The following is a 17,833-nucleotide window of genomic DNA, read 5'->3' as shown; positions in this document are numbered from 1 at the left end:
GCTTAAAATCAAACATATATAGAGACACTTATTGTGAAAAATTTCGACGTTATTATTTTAGGTGCTGGTGCAGCGGGTTTATTCTGTGCCTCACACTCTGGCAAACGCGGTTTGAAGACGCTAGTGGTTGATAACGGGAAAAAATTAGGCAGAAAAATATTGATGTCCGGTGGCGGGCGCTGCAATTTCACTAATATGTATGCAGAACACAGCAATTACATTTCAACAAACCCACACTTTTGTAAGTCAGCACTTGCTCGCTATACACAGTGGGATTTTATTGCCTTAGTGGCCAAATATAATATTCCCTATCATGAAAAAACCTTAGGGCAGCTTTTTTGTGATAATAGTGCACAAGATATCGTCGATATGCTGCAAAGTGAGTGTAATCTACCTAATATCACTATCAAGTTACGCAGTGAGGTGACTGCCGTTGACAAAGCAGATGATGGTTTTTTAGTCACGATCAACGGCTCTCAAGTAAGTACCCACTCACTTGTCGTTGCAACAGGCGGCCTATCTATGCCAGCTTTAGGTGCGACCCCTTTTGGCTATCGTCTTGCGGAACAGTTTGGGCATACTATTATTCCAACACGAGCAGCACTGGTGCCATTCACCTTACATAAACCCCTTTTAGAAACCTTACAGGTACTTTCAGGTATTTCTGTCCCTGCAACGGTAACAGCGGCAAGCGGCACCGTATTTAAAGAAAATATTTTATTTACCCATCGAGGGCTTTCTGGTCCAGCTATTTTACAAATATCCAGCTACTGGAACCCTGGCGAGTACGTGAGTATTAACTTACTTCCAGATATCTCCGTCAATGATTTTATCGTTTCAGAGAGACAACAGCACCCAAATCAATCATTGAAAAATACCTTAGCTAAATTATTACCAAAACGGCTAATTGAGGTATTACAAGCCCAAGGACAAATCCCTGAGTTTGCTCTAAAACAGCTTAATCATCCTCAAATTGAAGCGTTACACACCACCTTACACCAATGGCAGGTGCAACCTAATGGAACGGAAGGTTACCGTACCGCCGAAGTGACATTGGGTGGCGTTGATACTCACGAAATATCATCTAAAACCATGCAATCACTTAAAGTACCAGACCTGTATTTTATTGGTGAAGTGATGGATGTGACCGGCTGGCTCGGAGGTTACAATTTCCAATGGGCATGGAGCTCCGCGGCTGCATGCGCGGAAAGCTTACCTCTCCCTTTTGCAAAAAACGACTAAAAAACACTCGGCCTTAACCAGACTCTTAACAGGATTGCTCTGTTAAAGTTATCGGCCTTTATTTATGGCCAAATAATCTTAATCCATTGAAAAATAATGGTTAATATTTAATTTCATATAAATCATATAATTGCAGTTTTAATTATAAGATATATTATTTTGGTTAAAAATAATGCTTTACAAACGATAGTGATAACTATTATCATTATCATCACTTCCTCAACAGGGTTACTTAGTCACCCTTTGCAGGGAGTACGACATTGCTCACATTGCTTCCAGTGTTTACTTTAGCCAGCCTTGCGCTGGCTATTTTTTTATTCACACCACATTCTCTGCAATCACCTTATATCTTATTCAAATTTTTTGGATCCTATGGTTAATGGGAGCTACTTTTCTCTGTGTATAAATTGGTTAAACTGTCATCAATACATTTAGAGCGAGTTCAACCAAGGTTGAAACCCGTACAGGAGAGAACACGATGATCTATTTACGCAAAGCGAACGAACGTGGTCATGCAAATCATGGGTGGCTCGACAGTTGGCATACTTTTTCATTCTCTAGCTACTATGATGAGCAATTTATGGGCTTTTCTGCGCTGAGAGTGATTAACGAAGACTTTATTGCTGCTGGCCAAGGGTTTGGAACACATCCCCATAAAGATATGGAAATATTAACCTACGTGCTCAATGGTACTGTGGAACATAAAGACAGCATGGGCAATATGGAGCAAATCCCTGCGGGTGAATTTCAAATAATGAGTGCGGGTACGGGTATTCGTCACTCTGAGTACAACCCAAGCAATGAAGAAGAGCTACATCTGTACCAAATTTGGATCATTCCTGAAAGAACAGGCATTGAGCCACGTTATGAGCAAAAACGGTTCGACTCCAAAGACGGCAAGCAATTGGTGCTATCACCGGATGCACGTGATGGCTCATTAAAAATTTATCAAAATATGGAACTGTGGCGCTGGGCATTACCTGCTAATGAAACACACACCCATGCTATCGCTGATAAACGTGTCGTGTGGATCCAGCTCGTTAAAGGGAATGTTGAAGTGAATGGCCAAAAAGCAACCACCAGCGATGGTTTAGCCATTTGGCAGGAAACTGAACTCTCCATCAAAGCGAGTGAAGATAGTGAAATCCTGTTGTTTGACTTACCATCAGCAGAATAATCATTTTCACAACAAAAAAGGCTCTACTTTGGTAGAGCCTTTATTATTTATTGATTCACAAAACCAATTACAGTTTTGGCCCTGCTTTCACCAGTGCAGCGCCTGCTGGGGTGTCCGTGTACTTATCAAAGTTGTTCACGAAACGTTCCGCTAAGTCTTGCGCTTTTTCATCCCACTGTGCTTTGTCTGCATAAGTATTACGTGGGTCAAGGATATTGGTATCCACACCCGGTAATGCTGTTGGGATTTCTAAATCGAACACTGGCAGTTTAATCATGTCTGCTTTTTCGATGTCACCACTTAAAATAGCGTCAATGATGGCACGTGTATCTTTGATGGAAATACGTTTACCTGTACCGTTCCAGCCTGTATTCACTAAGTAAGCTTTCGCGCCCGCTGCTTCCATACGTTTAACTAATACTTCAGCGTATTGTGTTGGATGCAGTGATAAGAATGCCGCACCAAAGCAAGCGGAGAAGGTTGGAGTTGGTTCCGTGACACCACGCTCTGTACCTGCTAATTTCGCGGTAAAACCTGATAGGAAGTGGTACTGCGTTTGCTCAGGCGTTAAACGAGAAACAGGAGGTAACACACCAAATGCATCTGCGGTTAAGAAGATAACTTTTGTTGCATGACCCGCTTTAGAAACAGGTTTTACAATATTTTCAATGTGGTAGATTGGGTAAGAAACACGGGTGTTTTCTGTTTTTGAACCATCATTGAAGTCAACTGAACCATCTGCCAACACCATCACGTTTTCCAATAACGCATCACGTTTGATAGCGCCATAGATGTCTGGCTCAGCTTCTTTAGATAAGTTGATAGTTTTTGCGTAGCAACCACCTTCAAAGTTGAATACGCCGTCATCATCCCAACCGTGTTCATCGTCACCAATTAACTTACGTTTTGGATCGGTAGAGAGTGTGGTTTTACCTGTTCCAGATAAACCAAAGAAAATGGCTACATCACCTTTTTCGCCGACGTTAGCAGAACAGTGCATAGATGCAATGCCTTTTAATGGCAGCAGGTAGTTCATCATAGAGAACATACCTTTCTTCATTTCGCCGCCATACCAAGAGCCGCCGATCAGTTGCATGCGTTCGGTTAAGTTGAACGCAACAAAGTTTTCTGAATTCAAACCTTGTGCTTTCCAATTCGGGTTAGTACATTTTGCGCCATTCATGACGATGAAATCAGGTTCGAAACCCACTAATTCTTCATCAGATGGGCGAATGAACATGTTTTTAACGAAATGCGCCTGCCATGCAACTTCGGTGATAAAACGTACTTTTAGACGAGTGTCAGCGTTCGCACCACAGAATGCATCAATGATAAACAAACGTTTACCTGACAGTTGTTCAGTCACTAAATGTTTGAGATCCGCCCAAACTTCTTGTGACATAGGTTTGTTGTCATTTTTACCTTTACCTTGGTCTGCCCACCAAACTGTATCGCGAGTCACGTCATCACGTACAATATATTTATCTTTTGGTGAACGACCAGTAAAGATACCTGTATCAACCGCAACAGCTCCTAAAGTGGTTACTGTTCCACGCTCATAACCTTCAAGTCCAGGCTTAGTTTCTTCCGTGAATAATAGCTCGTAACTTGGGTTATAAACCACTTCAGTTACATCATGAATACCGTACTTTTCAAGTTCCTTCAGGGTAATGCTTTTAGCGCTCATTATATTGCTCCTGGTAAACATAACTAATCTGCGGATGATCATAATTCTTTACGACTAATTAACAGCGATTGCTATCAAAGAATTGAAAATGTATGATTTTTTTTAATTCATAATGAGACTTAGAGCACGTAATAATGCTTTAAAATTATAAGAAAAAGGTGCAGAATTGCACCCTTGTCACATAATTAGGTTGCTAAATCGTATCAGTGAAGTTGCTGATTTAGCTCATTATTTAACCCCTGAAGATCGGATTCAATAAATACATAATGTGAGCCACAAAATTCACATTCCATATCAATTTTCCCATCTTTGTGCAAAATATCGATAACATCTTCCTTAGGTAAGGTGGCTAACGTACTTTCGCAACGCTCCCTTGAACAAGTACAACGAAACTCGACAGATTGAGGGTCATATAAAGTGACATCTTCTTCATGATAAAGACGATGTAAAACCTCTTTCACATCCAATGTGCTCAGCTCTTGGCCTTTAATCGTGGCAGTCAGTTGCACTAAGTGGTCAAAAAAGTCATGGCTTGTTTCATTTGCTGCTGGCAAAACTTGCAATAACATACCACCTGCACTTGGTTTCCCATCTACTTCACCCACACGGATAAATAAACGGGTTGGTAATTGCTCTGATTGGCGGAAATAGGCATCAATGCTTTCTTCGATAGAATCCCCTTCAATAGCCACAATCCCTTGATAACGTTCACCTTGGTTCGGTGTGATGGTAATAACCATAAAACCGTTACCAATCATTTGCTTGAGAGTGCTACCCGCCACAACTGGGCCATCTACACGTGCAACACCACGCATCTGTTGTAAATTATTACCGTTGATAACCGCCAAATTAACAGGCCCATCACCTTGAATTTGCACAGTAATATCACCATCGAACTTCAACGTTGCCGTCAATAAACTGGTAGCAACAAGTAACTCACCCAACAACCCTTTTACCGCTGTTGGGTAGTCATGGTTTTCTAAAATATGTTCAAAGGTTTCATCAACACTGATCATTTCTCCACGAACAGAATGTTGTTCAAATAAAAAACGGTGGAGTAAGTCTTGGTTTGCCATAATATCTCTCTATTGCTCGGGCTGTTGCTCAGGCCGTCATTAAGACGACTCATGAGAATTTGTTTGTTTAAACTTTAACAGGGTACGCCGTTCTTTCTTATCCGGGCGTCGCTCTGGATGTGGCATCGTCAGTGCATTCATCTTACGCGCTTGTGCCATTTTCTCGCGTTGATTAATACTTTCTATCGTTTCACAGTACAGCAACTGAGCTTCCGGTGCACCTTTGCGCTGGCTACTGATTTGCATGATTTCAACCGTTCGTTCATCATTACCTTGCCGAAGCTTAACGATTCCATGCAGCTCAACAATTTTCCCTGGCTTAGTTCTTTGCCCATTGTAATGGACTTTGCCGCCTTCAATCATTTCACGGGCGACCGCACGCGTTTTATAAAATCGCGCAGCCCACAGCCACTTATCAAGGCGAACAGGTTCTATAATGGATTGATTCATGGGGCCTCCTCAACATAAGTCTGAATCAAACTAAGAAGAGGCTCCCTCTACTTCCGGGATGATGCTATCGACGATAGGAAGGGGGATTAGCCTCAAAGCATTTATCATAATATTCTGTGATATTACGCAAACGCTTCTTATTATTCAAAACACGTAGCACAATCAACGAACCATTTAACAACGCACACACCAACAAAAATAGGATAAAAAGCGCACTACATATATACTGAGATACCACTTTTTCATTGGGTTCTTCATGCAACACAATTTGCAATGTCCCATTGGCATCTACTGATAAATCCGTAATGACACCTTCAATATTGAACGGTGTATTGATCAGAAGATTTGATAACCTTTGCAACTCTTGCCAACGCTGTAATGGCGATAGCTCATTAAAAGAAGCTCCCTGTATCGAATCAACTAAAGGCTTGTTTTCATCACTAATTAATAAAACACCACCAGGAGGCGGACTATTAATTTTGCGCACTTCTCTATCTATTTCTGTCCTGATAAAATCATATATGGTGTCTTCCACGATGTTTTCCAAGGCCTCAGCGCTACCAGCACGCAATAAAACATGAGCCCCTTTTAGTTTTCCCGTAGACGCTTTCTTTACTAAAGAAGGCCAATCATCTGTACTCCCTAGGTTAGTCAGTGCATTTTTTAATTTTAGGCAGTTATCAGAATTATGGCACAGTTGTTCTGTCCCCATGATGATAGCCGAAAAATCAAAGATAATATTCATCCCTGATTTCATAATATCCCGCTGTAATCTTGGGTTAACTCCTGTCGAGTTTTTATCTGGATGCAATTGGCTTTTGACGGTATCAAGCAATGATATTGAGTGTTCAACAACCTCTGATTGAGGTTCAGTCTGTAAACTAACATCATTCCAATAAATACCAGAGCAATCAAACGGCACAAATTGAGCTTGGTTTTCTTTATTCAAATTCGGTGATCGGTAACACATCCCTTTTCCTTGGGCAACTAATGTATCCCCAACTTTGAGCTGACGGGAAGCGAGCTCATTAGGACTCTCAGCCTTGATTTTCTCTGTGCCACCTAGCCACGCAAAACCCAGTTTTATTGGCAAATCTATCGGTTGATATGCAAATATCAGGGCCATCGTTAATAAAGCCCCAACTAACATCAATACATTCTTTTTGAACCGTTTGTACGGGTAATAGCGCTCTTCTTCATGCAAAGAAAGATACTTACCGTGCCTGACCACCTCACCCGTCGTATAAAAATCAATATTTACAGCTTGGTTTTCTTCGTATTTTAAATAATTCGTCCAATGATTAGGGTAGTGCAAGTCAATACCAGCAATAGACGTATTGGTGGAATATTTTTTATCCAGTTCGCCATAGAGTTCCCAGCGCTTTGGTTGGCCATGAATGCATTGAATATCTTGATATTGTCGGGGAAACATCCTAGAACGAAAGAGAATAAGTAACCCAATAATAAACGTAATCGTTGTGATCACTAATCCTGATTCCTGTAATAAAGGAATCGAAACAAGGGTTAAATAACCAAATAAAAAACTCAGGCAGATAATCGCAGCACCAAGCCAACCTGTAGAATGGTGTAGCCGATGTTCTTCATTCGTCTCTTTACGAACTTTCAATCGCTCAATACTATGCTGGCCACGTTCTTGAATTGCCGCATCAGGCCATGTTGAATCGATAGGCATACCCGTTTGCCATTCACTACTGAAATCTTTCAGCGAATGGCTATTCATTGAAATAATTAACGGCAAGTGGTCTGTTTCCACTATTTCCATAACATTTTGGCGTTGCAAAAAAGGCTCAAGCTGTGAAGGGAGCTGAACCTCAATTGTATCAATAAAATAGCGCCAACTATTTCCTTGCTCTTGGCGTAAGTTAAAACGTGTCAATGAATGGCAAACTGTCGCTATGATTGAGTTTTTTTTGATTTGCCATGGATGCTGAGATGTATTTGTTGATATAGCAGCGCAATAATTTAAATACTGGGAGATGGTTTGGTAATCTGAATCAATCATTTTCCTAAATGATGGTGACGCTACAGAAGGTATTTGATAGACGCCAGAATGCCGCCCCCGCCTAAAATATAGGAAGGAAGCCATTATAGTCAGGCTAATAACAATTATAGCCGTTATAATGACATGGTTCAGCATTGTTTCCCCAATGAAAAATGAATAAGAAAAGCATATCAGCCCTCACACTTCCTAAAAATAAGCCGATTCCTATTCTATTTGTAGTTTTTATTTTAAATTACAACACGTTGTAAAAAATGTTTTATTTGTTTACCCGTATTATTTGTTTGAGTCAATTATACTAACAGCATTTTATCTACTCGATAATATCTATCATTTTATTTTGATATAGGTCATAGTTGTATGATGATTTCGAAATACGGGCAGTGCTAGGTAAAACGCGTCTCGTAAATCAATGAAATATGCTTTTAGCAATAGATTTCACTCATCCTGTTCGGAAATCGTTATGACAGAGTTAAAAAAACCTAAAATCTTGAATATTCAAGATGTTGCTCAATCAAAATTATTCAGCATTCAATCAGTTGACCTCGAATTTAGTAATGGTGAAAAACGAGTCTATGAAAGAATGCGGCCCGCAAAACGCGAAGCGGTTCTTATTGTTCCTATCATGGGTGATAACCTCATCCTCATTCGCGAATACGCTGTCGGGATTGAAAGCTATGAATTAGGCTTTCCCAAAGGTGCTATCGACCCCGGTGAAATTGCCATTGAAGCAGCCCAGCGTGAACTCAAAGAAGAAATTGGCTATGGCGCTAATCACATGGTTCAGCTCGCCAAACTGACGATGTCGCCATCATACTTTTCAAGTAAAATGAATATTCTTATCGCTCAAGACTTATACAGGGAAAAACTCAAAGGAGATGAGCCTGAACCTCTACAACAAGAGCTATGGCCAATATCTCGAATGATGGAATTACTGGAACACCCTGATTTCAACGAAGCTCGGAATATTAGCGCACTTTTCTATCTAGAACGTTACCTAAAAAGTGTTAGGTAATAACACTTAACATTACATCTGCTGTATGTTATTTCTATAACTAATCATTAATATAGGTATATAACCTACTGATATATTAAACGTCTCTATAGAAAACACCCCATGTTTTAAACCAACAATGGGGTGCTAATTATAGGTATTTAACCAACAATAATTTTAAAATAGCTCTTGGCTGGCCCCGCCTTCCGTAGAAATTGTCGTACCTACCTCTTGTACCGCATGTTCTTTCGGTTCAGTTCCTTCAATAAAATACTCACGACGGGAGGAACCTAATTTACCTGTTCTGCTATCAATGGAGACCGAAATAACACCTTTAGGCGGCTTCATTGTTTTCACTGGTACCCCTGCTAAAATAGACTTCATAAAGTCGTTCCACATGGGTTGTGCACTTTTGGCCCCAGCTTCACCACGACCTAATGTTCGCCTATTATCATCGAAACCAATCCATGCAGAAGCAACAACATCTGGGCCATAGCCAGAGAACCAAGCATCCTTAGAGCTGTTAGTTGTCCCTGTTTTCCCACCAATATCACGGCGACCACCTAAATCTCTCGCTGCACGCCAACCTGTACCTGACCAACCAGGCTCGCCATAAATATTGGTCATCATCGCATCCCTAATTAAGAATGCAAGTGGGGTATTAATTACATGAGGTGCATATTGGTCACCAGAGTTCCCGTCTAAGTTAGCTGCCGTCGTTAATTCCATTGTTGGCTCTTTTATGACGGTATTATCGCCTGATTGTGTCACTTCTTCGGTAGACTCATCATCAATACCTTTGCTCACAATAGTGCGTTCCGTATCACCATAAATTACCGGAATATTCGTGCAATCAGGGCATGCTATTTTAGGGTTGGCTTCGAAAATAACCTCATCATTATGATTTTCGATCTTCGAAATGTAGTATGGGTCAATCAAATACCCACCATTGGACATGACAGCATATCCACGAACCATTTGCATTGGTGTGAATGATGGCGCACCTAGCGCTAACGCCTCAGTGCGGTTAATATTTTCCGCTGGAAAACCAAAGCGAGTCAGATAATCAGCCGCATAATCCACCCCCATGGCTCTCATCGCACGAACCATCACAACGTTTTTTGATTGGCCTAAACCTTGACGTAAACGAATAGGCCCATCATAGCGAGGAGGTGAATTCTTAGGACGCCAATCAGAACCTGCACCTGCATCCCAACGGCTAATTGGTACATCATTAAGTAATGATGATAATGTCAGGCCTTTATCCATTGCCGCTGTATATAGGAAAGGTTTAATATTCGAACCAACTTGGCGTAATGATTGGGTGACTCGGTTAAACTCACTCATATTGAAGTCAAACCCACCTACTAGCGCAATAATCGCCCCATCATTTGGATTTAAAGCAACAAATGCCGCATTCGCATCAGGTACTTGCCCTAACCACCAGTTATCTTTAACTTTTCGAACCCAAATTTGCTCACCCACTTGCATGACTGCATTTACAGCTCTTGGCGCGGCACCTTGTTGAGTATCTGAAATAAATTTACGCGCCCAACGCACACCGGTCATTGTAATAGGAATTTGCGAACCATCAGCTAACATCACTTGCGCTTCTGAAGCTGTTGCAGATGTCACAACAGCAGGCATTAAAGGCCCATAAACCGGCATTTTTTTCAATTTTTCGACAATCTGCTCTGCTGTCCAAGCCGTTTCATTCTGTTTCCATAAAACCTCGGCAGGGCCGCGATAACCGTGGCGAGTATCGTAGTCGATCAAATTATTACGGACTGCGGTTGTTGCAGCTTCCTGATCTTTACGGATCACCGTAGTGTAGACTTTATACCCATCGGTATACGCATCTTCACCATATTTATCAAACAAGGTTTGACGCGCCATTTCGGCTAAATACGGCGCAGAAAAATCAATTTTCGGCGCATGATACGAAGCAACTATTTTTTCATTTTTTGCTTGTTCATACTGGTCTTGAGTAATGTATTTCTCCTCAAACATGCGAGAAAGAACCACATTACGACGACTTACCGCACGGTCATAAGAGTACAGAGGGTTAAATGTAGAAGGTGCTTTTGGTAAACCTGCAATCATCGCAATTTCACTAAGCGTCAACTCATCCACTGTCTTACCAAAATAAACGTACGCAGCTGCTCCGACGCCATAAGCACGGTTACCTAAATAAATTTTATTCAGGTACAACTCCATAATTTCATCTTTAGTAAAAAGCTGCTCAATGCGAATAGCCAAAAATGCCTCTTTAGCTTTACGCATGAGGGTTTTTTCAGGGCTTAAATAAAAATTTCTCGCGAGCTGCTGAGTGATTGTACTGGCCCCTTGAGATGCATGGCCAGAAGACGCCATTACGGTAACCGCACGGAAAATACCAATAGGGTCAATCCCATGGTGCTCATAAAAACGGCTATCTTCAGTGGCGATAAACGCTTTGATCATTAAAGGAGGAATTTCTGCCAGAGGTAAAGGAATACGACGCTTTTCCCCATATTGGGCAATCAATTCGTTATCCGCACTGTATACCTGCATTGGAATTTGCAGACGAATGTCTTTCATTGTTGCTACATCAGGTAACTCACCTTCCACATATTTATACATGCCATAAATCGAGGCGGTTCCAAAAAAAATGCAACAGAAAACAAGAATAAAAAAATATTTTACGAACTTCACCGGAAAATTCCCATGCTCGGCTAACAAGAGGGTTTAGATATCACTAACACACAGTATAAAGCTTATACAGCACAATAGAAATCGTAATTTATTTGTTAATGATAAGGAAATTAACTATGTATACATCAAAATGGAACATTGGGATCGACCTCTATCGAGATAGAATACAGCTAGTCGCTGCAAAGCGGCGCAGACAATACTGGCATTTATGTGAATGTTGGCAACAACAATTACCATTCGAGCTAACTGATAATTCTAGCCATGAACAATATCAAATTTTACTGAATATTTTATTACAATGGCGTCAGAAATTACCTAAAAAGTGTTCCGTATCCTTCGCATTACCCGCTGTCCGTACAATAAAACAACAAATTTCATTACCCAGTGAAATCAAATTGCCACAACCAGAATTAGGGTGGTATTTACAATCTCAAGCTGAAAAACGTTTTTCTATGCACGCCCAAGAGCTGGTTATCGACTATCGCGTCATCAAACAACAGGTTTATTTTAATGGGGCCCGCCAGTCAGATATTACTTTTTGGCAAAATCTATTTACAGAAAGCGGGTTCAATCTGCTTGCTATTGATGTCGCCCCCATAGCTTTACGTTATGTGGCAAGAAACGCGGGTTTACCCGATGAATGCTGGGTTATTCATTATCGACAAGGTGAATGGCTTTGGTCAGGGCCAATTAGCCAACCAGCTAATTATAACCATTTACAAGATACCGATATACCGACACTTTCCCACTTGCTGCCCTTTATTGATCAAGAAAAAGCCTCACCTATTTACCTCATTACAGATCATGAACAGATTTCTCGTACTGATGAGGTAGCTCACCACTGGGAATTACGCCAAGCTTTTCAACAGCATAATATTAAATTACCACAGTTACTGGGGGATTTTGTGATTGCTGCCGGTCTTGCTTTACGTCATGGAGATATTTAATTGATGGAAATATACCAAGTTAACTTTCTCCCTTGGCGCCAACAGCAAATAAAAAAGAAGATACGAGAGTTTTTACTCTTTTGTTCTGTGGTTTGCTGCTCAGTGATTATAGCGTGTGTTTTTTTATTTATTTTTCAACAAATTGAAATGAAAGACCTAAAAAATAGAAAGCACAATAACCAACTACAATATGAACAGATACAACAATTAGTATTGCAAATCGCGACTCAACAAACACAGATTAATAGCTTAATGAGCAAAAAAAGAAAGATAGATAGCATCATAGTAAATAACCAATTTTTACTTAAGTTACTACAAAACCTTCCAACTCTAACTCCACCCAAAAGTTGGCTAACAAATCTACAGTTAATGAATAACAAAATAGAGATCAAAGCTAACAGTTATGATTTTCAAGATATCAATTCGCTTGGCTTACAGCTTAAAAATCACCCAGGTTTGAGTGATATTCAATTGAAAAAAATCAGCCGAGTGAATCAATTAAACCGTTTACACCTCACAGCCAAATATCAAGGAGTGCTCGATGAATGAGTCCATACATTCTTTTTGGTATCGCCCATTTTGGCAACAAACCCTACCTGTTTGGTTCTTAATTGTGCTTTGTATCACTGCGGGGTATTTTTTATACTGGAAAAAAAATCAAAATCAGATCATGGAATTAACCATTGAGAACCTGAATTTAATTGAAGCAATTACAAGAGAAAAGAAAGCTCTCTATCACTCACCTTCGTTACAACAACTTGAAAAACAAGCTCAATCACTAAAGCAATCCGTTGATATTAAAGAAGCGCCTCTTGAATTACTGACACAGTTAAATACCTTGCTCTCACATTCATCTGTGACACTTAATCAATTGCAACCAACAGATACCAATACCTATTTTATGGAGTTCCAAGGTCACTTCATTCCTATTTATCACGTTATAGAACAGCTTCTTACCCTTCCTCAAACCCAGAGATGGCATTTTCATGACATAAAAATATATTTAAAACAAGGAATTATCATCACCTCCATCTCATTTTCATTGTTCAACGACACTCTCGCTATCAAGGATGAAAACCGCAATGAATAGCTCACGAACTAACATCCTCATGCTGATTGCTGGGGGACTCTTCTTTTTATCTTCATTTTTAATCTCTGCCGAAGAGGTTAGAGATCCCTTTGCACCACTGATACCTCCCTTAGTAACAGAAAACCAGCCTACCCCGGAAACAGCAGTAGCGCAGGTAACGCCAAGTAAAACATCATTAACCCAAAAAATATTTAAATTAATCTCAACCAATGTCCAAGAGGTTCGTCATCTATTAGAACATCCAGATACTTCGTTATTATCAAAAAATGCCTCTATCCATCACGATATCACGACAAACAGCCTCATTATTAAAGAGGATCCAGATCGATTAGCACTGATTGATGAATGGATAAAACATCAAGATAAGCCAAATAAACAAGTACAGATCACTGCACATATCATTAGTAGCAGCCGAACTGCATTACAGGAGTTGGGCTTAGAATGGGGAATGATGGCAGGTGGAAATCTAAACGCTAATCACTTATATCGCTACAATCGTTACTCTTCAATATCAGGACAATTTGCCTTCAATGTTCTTAGTCTTGGTGATGGTTTACTTGAAATGAAACTGAAAGCATTAGAAAAAGAAAATCTGCTTTCTATTATTGCGAGTCCTCGTTTAGTTGCTTCGCATCAACAACCCGCAAGTATTCAGCAAGGTACAGAGATCCCCTATGTCACCAGTAATGACAAGAAAACACACGTACAATTTAAAGATGCCGTTCTGGGTATGGATGTTACCCCCTCGATTGTGCGTGATGAAAAAATTGAATTAAACCTTAAAATTAGTCATAACTCACCCGATACTGCTCTCACTAGCAGCCAACATCATCACTTAGCCATCAATAAACAAGAAATCGCAACAACCGTAACCATCAAAAATAATGAAACCCTTATCCTTGGGGGAATTTTTCAGCAAAAACAAGAAAAAACAGAGATGGGCTTACCCTTTTTATCTCATATCCCTTTTCTAGGTACATTATTCACAAATACGGCAGAGCATACAGATAAGCGTGTCCTTATTGTTTTTATAACACCAAAACTTATCAATATTTAACATGGAAAAAATAACGCATATACTTCAAATAGTTGAATACACAATAAGTCAAAGATGACAAAAAAAAATATTTTTTATGGCATAAACCTACCGGATAAATTTGACGCTGGCGTCGTTTTAGCATACAAGGTTATCCATTGAGTGTTCTAACTATCCGTAGATTAAAGAACAAGCTGTCAGTCGCTTATAAAACAGCCACAATTAATGTTGCTCTATTCTTAACAGAAATAACTTGCTGATACCAATAGCTAGAAACTGTTAAAAAGCATGATAAACAAGGCATTAGACAACATAGACGGCTCAAGTATCGAAACCTGTAATTTTAAATATGGCACTTTGCTTGCTTAGTGCCATATTTATATAGTTGCAATTCAGGTTGATGTATTGAGATAATTTTCTTATCTGATCTCACATCATCACTTATGAGGTTTCAGTTTAGGTCCCGCCGCTAATCTGATTGGCGGGGCGGGTAATCATTAACGAATAATCGTAGTAATACCAAAAAACATGGCAGAGAAACGCAATATCTTTCTGGTTGGACCAATGGGTGCTGGCAAAAGTACTATTGGCCGTCAGTTGGCTCAACAGCTTAATATGGAGTTTTTCGACTCTGATCACGAGATAGAAAAACGCACTGGCGCAGATGTAGGCTGGGTATTCGACCTTGAAGGTGAAGAAGGCTTTCGCGATCGCGAAGAAAAAATCATCAATGAGCTTACAGAGAAACAAGGCATTGTATTAGCAACAGGTGGTGGCTCTGTTAAGTCCAAAGAGACCCGTAATCGCCTATCCGCTCGCGGTGTCGTTGTTTATCTTGAGACCACCATTGAGAAACAATTATCTCGTACACAACGTGACAAAAAACGTCCACTGCTACAAGTTGACGAACCCGCACGTGAGGTTCTTGAGAAACTGGCTGACGAACGTAATCCTATGTATGAAGAAATTGCTGATATTACCATTCATACTGATGAGCAAAGTGCAAAAGTTGTTGCCAACCAAATCATTGAACTATTAGAAAAAAACTAATTGTTCATGGTGTTATTTTCAAAAATGAACTCAAGGTAAAGCAAGATGGAAAAAGTCACCGTCACTCTAGGCGAACGTAGTTATCCAATCAATATTGCACCCGGCTTATATCAACAAACGGGGGCATTTGAGCCATTAACTGCGGGTCAACGAGCAATGATCGTGACAAATGAAACTCTTGCCCCTATTTATCTCGATAAGATAAAGAATGCCCTTGAAACTTCAGGCGTAAAAGTTGATACCATCATTCTACCGGATGGTGAACAATACAAATCATTATTCATTATGAATGATGTATTTACCGCATTACTTGAAAAACACCATAACCGTGACACCACCCTCATCGCTCTTGGTGGGGGCGTCATTGGTGACCTAACAGGTTTCGCAGCAGCAAGCTATCAGCGTGGAGTACGTTTTATTCAAGTACCTACGACCTTATTATCTCAAGTGGACTCTTCTGTCGGTGGTAAAACCGCCGTCAATCACCCACTAGGGAAAAATATGATCGGCGCATTTTATCAGCCCGCTTCTGTTGTGGTTGATCTCAACTGCTTAAAAACTCTCCCACCAAGAGAACTTGCCTCCGGCTTAGCAGAAGTCATTAAATATGGCATTATCCTCGATAGTGAATTTTTTAGCTGGCTAGAAGAGAATATTGATGCCCTCGTCTCTCTTGATGACCAAGCGATGGCTTACTGTATTCGCCGTTGTTGTGAACTAAAAGCACAAGTGGTTGCTGCGGATGAAAAAGAAACCAGTGGGTTACGTGCATTATTGAACTTAGGCCATACCTTTGGTCATGCTATCGAAGCGCATATGGGCTATGGCGTCTGGTTACATGGTGAAGCTGTCGCGGCTGGCATGGTTATGGCAGCAAAAACAGCAGAATTACTTGGTCAATTTACTCCTGAACAAACTCAGCGGGTGGTCACACTTTTAGAGCGTGCATCACTTCCCGTCAAAGGCCCTTCACAAATGAAGCCCGATGATTATCTCCCACATATGATGCGAGATAAAAAAGTGATGGGTGGAAAACTGCATTTAATTTTGCCTACCACTATCGGCCATTCGGAAATGCGTTCAGATGTTGATACGCAGACTGTCATTGCGGCAATATCATCCTGTATGTCATAAAACGAAGAAAAAGCTGAATTTTTACTGGCGTTTTAAAATGTTACTGGTAGATGTTCACTAAAGTCGTTAAATTATACGGTATGCCTACGCCTATATACGAAACTCTGAAAAAGCGTATTATCAATACCACTTTGGCTAGCGTGGTATTACGAAAGGATATATGCTTTAAATAAGCAGCGATATCCTGCTTGGTCGTTAGAGGTTGTACTGATAAGAGACATTTTATCTCTACTATAGGCAAATTTTATTCGGGAGAGGAAAATGGACGAATTTAAACCAGATAACCAGCCTCAAGGTCAAAATGATCTTAGGCCTGATACATCAGATAGACCGACAGGGCGCTCACGCCAATCATCATCTGCTGCAAAACCTAAAATTGCACTTTCACGTCAACATATTATGATTGGTGTGGGTGTACTGGTCTTATTGCTGCTCATTATTGCTATCAGCTCAGCGCTGAAAGCCCCTACAGAGCATGAAAAGCAACAAACAACGGGTACCAATAATTCACAGAATATCGATTTATCGGGTTCCTCATCGTTGACAAATTCACAAGGTCAAACGCTATCAGGGCAACCGCAAGAAATCACTGGTTCACAAATTACGCCAACGCCAACCCAAGGCGAACCTCAAACTCAACCAAATGGTCTGGGTGAGCGAATCGAAATACCTGGCGATGTAGTTGATGCCTTAAACCAAGGCCAAGTTTCTGTGCCAGGCACTAGCCAGCCACAAAATACGACACCGTTAACGCCACCAACCGTTAAACCTGTGGAACAACAACCCGTAGTCAAACCAGTAACGCCAGAAAAAACACCTGTAAAACCCGTTGAGCCAAAACATCCTGTGCAAACTAAACAGCCAGCAAAATCAACGGCAAGTAGCCAAGGTAGCAATATCATGTCTGCACCAGCAGGTAGCTACACATTGCAACTCAGCAGTGCAAGCCGCTCTGATACACTGGAAGCTTTCGCAAAAGAAAACAAATTGGCCAATTACAAAGTTTATAAAACCATACGTAATGGGCAAACTTGGTATGTTCTTATTCACGGAAATTATAGTTCAGTGACCGACGCAAAAAATGCAATAGGGACCTTACCTGCTGCAGTACAAGCGAAAAAACCGTGGGTTAGAAATATGAAACAAGTCAAACAGGATCAAAAATAACAACGTTTTTCCCCGGGCGCATTATGTTGTCCTGACAGAGTATAAATGCAGTTACTCTAAACGATTGTA

15 protein-coding genes are annotated in these 17,833 nt (G+C 40.5%); 10 read left to right on the top strand and 5 right to left on the bottom strand.

Annotation, left to right across the window (positions count from 1 at the left end; translation table 11 throughout):
- The first annotated feature begins 33 nt into the window (after window positions 1-33).
- Both PZ638_RS00490 and PZ638_RS00485 read left to right on the top strand, forming a co-directional pair.
- A complete protein-coding gene (locus tag PZ638_RS00490; RefSeq protein WP_206277578.1) occupies window positions 34-1,242 on the top strand; it encodes a BaiN/RdsA family NAD(P)/FAD-dependent oxidoreductase in 1,209 nt (402 codons plus the stop codon).
- 478 nt (window positions 1,243-1,720) lie between these two features.
- On the top strand, window positions 1,721-2,419 hold the full coding sequence (locus tag PZ638_RS00485; RefSeq protein WP_206277579.1) for a pirin family protein: 699 nt from the start codon (window positions 1,721-1,723) through the stop codon (window positions 2,417-2,419).
- A 67-nt stretch (window positions 2,420-2,486) separates the two neighbouring features.
- On the opposite strand, the gene pckA is transcribed toward PZ638_RS00485, so the two are convergent.
- The 4 genes from pckA to PZ638_RS00465 all read right to left on the bottom strand — a co-directional run bounded on the left by pckA (window position 2,487) and on the right by PZ638_RS00465 (window position 7,790).
- Entirely contained in the window at window positions 2,487-4,106 is a 1,620-nt protein-coding gene (gene pckA / locus PZ638_RS00480) for a phosphoenolpyruvate carboxykinase (ATP) (protein WP_004263163.1), read from the bottom strand.
- Window positions 4,107-4,309: 203 nt separating this feature from the next.
- Window positions 4,310-5,182, bottom strand: coding sequence for an Hsp33 family molecular chaperone HslO (gene hslO / locus PZ638_RS00475; protein ID WP_004263166.1), 873 nt, complete (start codon window positions 5,180-5,182; stop codon window positions 4,310-4,312).
- Between the two features lie 39 nt (window positions 5,183-5,221).
- A complete protein-coding gene (hslR, locus tag PZ638_RS00470) occupies window positions 5,222-5,632 on the bottom strand; it encodes a ribosome-associated heat shock protein Hsp15 (RefSeq protein ID WP_004263168.1) in 411 nt (136 codons plus the stop codon).
- A gap of 64 nt (window positions 5,633-5,696) precedes the next feature.
- Window positions 5,697-7,790 (bottom strand): IgaA/UmoB family intracellular growth attenuator, encoded by a 2,094-nt coding sequence (locus tag PZ638_RS00465; RefSeq protein ID WP_004263171.1) that lies wholly within the window; start codon window positions 7,788-7,790, stop codon window positions 5,697-5,699.
- A 325-nt stretch (window positions 7,791-8,115) separates the two neighbouring features.
- On the opposite strand from PZ638_RS00465, the gene nudE reads away from it, so the two are divergent.
- Window positions 8,116-8,667, top strand: coding sequence for an ADP compounds hydrolase NudE (gene nudE, locus PZ638_RS00460; RefSeq protein ID WP_094962884.1), 552 nt, complete (start codon window positions 8,116-8,118; stop codon window positions 8,665-8,667).
- A gap of 156 nt (window positions 8,668-8,823) precedes the next feature.
- On the opposite strand, the gene mrcA is transcribed toward nudE, so the two are convergent.
- Window positions 8,824-11,340, bottom strand: a complete 2,517-nt coding sequence (gene mrcA / locus PZ638_RS00455; RefSeq protein ID WP_180312274.1) for a peptidoglycan glycosyltransferase/peptidoglycan DD-transpeptidase MrcA — start codon at window positions 11,338-11,340, stop codon at window positions 8,824-8,826.
- 116 nt (window positions 11,341-11,456) lie between these two features.
- Between mrcA and PZ638_RS00450 the strand changes: the two genes are divergently transcribed.
- The 7 genes from PZ638_RS00450 (at window position 11,457) to PZ638_RS00420 (ending at window position 17,764) form a co-directional block, all read left to right on the top strand.
- Window positions 11,457-12,287: a type IV pilus biogenesis protein PilM gene (locus tag PZ638_RS00450; protein WP_036958620.1), complete on the top strand. Its 831-nt coding sequence runs from the start codon at window positions 11,457-11,459 to the stop codon at window positions 12,285-12,287.
- 3 nt (window positions 12,288-12,290) lie between these two features.
- Window positions 12,291-12,836 (top strand): PilN domain-containing protein, encoded by a 546-nt coding sequence (locus tag PZ638_RS00445; protein ID WP_004263186.1) that lies wholly within the window; start codon window positions 12,291-12,293, stop codon window positions 12,834-12,836.
- Window positions 12,829-13,377 carry a hypothetical protein gene (locus PZ638_RS00440; RefSeq protein WP_110592746.1) on the top strand — a complete coding sequence of 183 codons (549 nt, stop codon included), beginning with the start codon at window positions 12,829-12,831 and terminating at the stop codon, window positions 13,375-13,377. The genes PZ638_RS00445 and PZ638_RS00440 overlap by 8 nt, the downstream gene beginning before the upstream one ends.
- Complete coding sequence (locus PZ638_RS00435) at window positions 13,370-14,434, top strand: transporter (protein ID WP_413242980.1); 1,065 nt, start codon at window positions 13,370-13,372, stop codon at window positions 14,432-14,434. The genes PZ638_RS00440 and PZ638_RS00435 overlap by 8 nt, the downstream gene beginning before the upstream one ends.
- A 507-nt stretch (window positions 14,435-14,941) precedes the next feature.
- On the top strand, window positions 14,942-15,463 hold the full coding sequence (gene aroK, locus PZ638_RS00430; protein ID WP_004263200.1) for a shikimate kinase AroK: 522 nt from the start codon (window positions 14,942-14,944) through the stop codon (window positions 15,461-15,463).
- Between the two features lie 45 nt (window positions 15,464-15,508).
- Window positions 15,509-16,597, top strand: coding sequence for a 3-dehydroquinate synthase (aroB, locus tag PZ638_RS00425; RefSeq protein WP_004263201.1), 1,089 nt, complete (start codon window positions 15,509-15,511; stop codon window positions 16,595-16,597).
- 261 nt (window positions 16,598-16,858) lie between these two features.
- A complete protein-coding gene (locus tag PZ638_RS00420) occupies window positions 16,859-17,764 on the top strand; it encodes an SPOR domain-containing protein (RefSeq protein WP_180312273.1) in 906 nt (301 codons plus the stop codon).
- Window positions 17,765-17,833 lie beyond the last annotated feature (69 nt).

The organism is Providencia hangzhouensis, assembly GCF_029193595.2.
Classification (GTDB): Bacteria; Pseudomonadota; Gammaproteobacteria; order Enterobacterales; family Enterobacteriaceae; genus Providencia; species Providencia hangzhouensis.
This window is presented reverse-complemented; position numbering and strand designations above follow the sequence as displayed.

Bases quoted from the DNA above. Each gene is read 5' to 3' on its own strand.
- PZ638_RS00485 (WP_206277579.1), top strand. From the start codon at position 1,721: ATGATCTATTTACGCAAAGCGAACGAACGTGGTCATGCAAATCATGGG.
- pckA (WP_004263163.1), bottom strand. From the start codon at position 4,106: ATGAGCGCTAAAAGCATTACCCTGAAGGAACTTGAAAAGTACGGTATT.
- hslO (WP_004263166.1), bottom strand. From the start codon at position 5,182: ATGGCAAACCAAGACTTACTCCACCGTTTTTTATTTGAACAACATTCT.
- hslR (WP_004263168.1), bottom strand. From the start codon at position 5,632: ATGAATCAATCCATTATAGAACCTGTTCGCCTTGATAAGTGGCTGTGG.
- PZ638_RS00465 (WP_004263171.1), bottom strand. From the start codon at position 7,790: ATGCTGAACCATGTCATTATAACGGCTATAATTGTTATTAGCCTGACT.
- nudE (WP_094962884.1), top strand. From the start codon at position 8,116: ATGACAGAGTTAAAAAAACCTAAAATCTTGAATATTCAAGATGTTGCT.
- PZ638_RS00450 (WP_036958620.1), top strand. From the start codon at position 11,457: ATGTATACATCAAAATGGAACATTGGGATCGACCTCTATCGAGATAGA.
- PZ638_RS00445 (WP_004263186.1), top strand. From the start codon at position 12,291: ATGGAAATATACCAAGTTAACTTTCTCCCTTGGCGCCAACAGCAAATA.
- PZ638_RS00440 (WP_110592746.1), top strand. From the start codon at position 12,829: ATGAATGAGTCCATACATTCTTTTTGGTATCGCCCATTTTGGCAACAA.
- PZ638_RS00435 (WP_413242980.1), top strand. From the start codon at position 13,370: ATGAATAGCTCACGAACTAACATCCTCATGCTGATTGCTGGGGGACTC.
- aroK (WP_004263200.1), top strand. From the start codon at position 14,942: ATGGCAGAGAAACGCAATATCTTTCTGGTTGGACCAATGGGTGCTGGC.
- aroB (WP_004263201.1), top strand. From the start codon at position 15,509: ATGGAAAAAGTCACCGTCACTCTAGGCGAACGTAGTTATCCAATCAAT.
- PZ638_RS00420 (WP_180312273.1), top strand. From the start codon at position 16,859: ATGGACGAATTTAAACCAGATAACCAGCCTCAAGGTCAAAATGATCTT.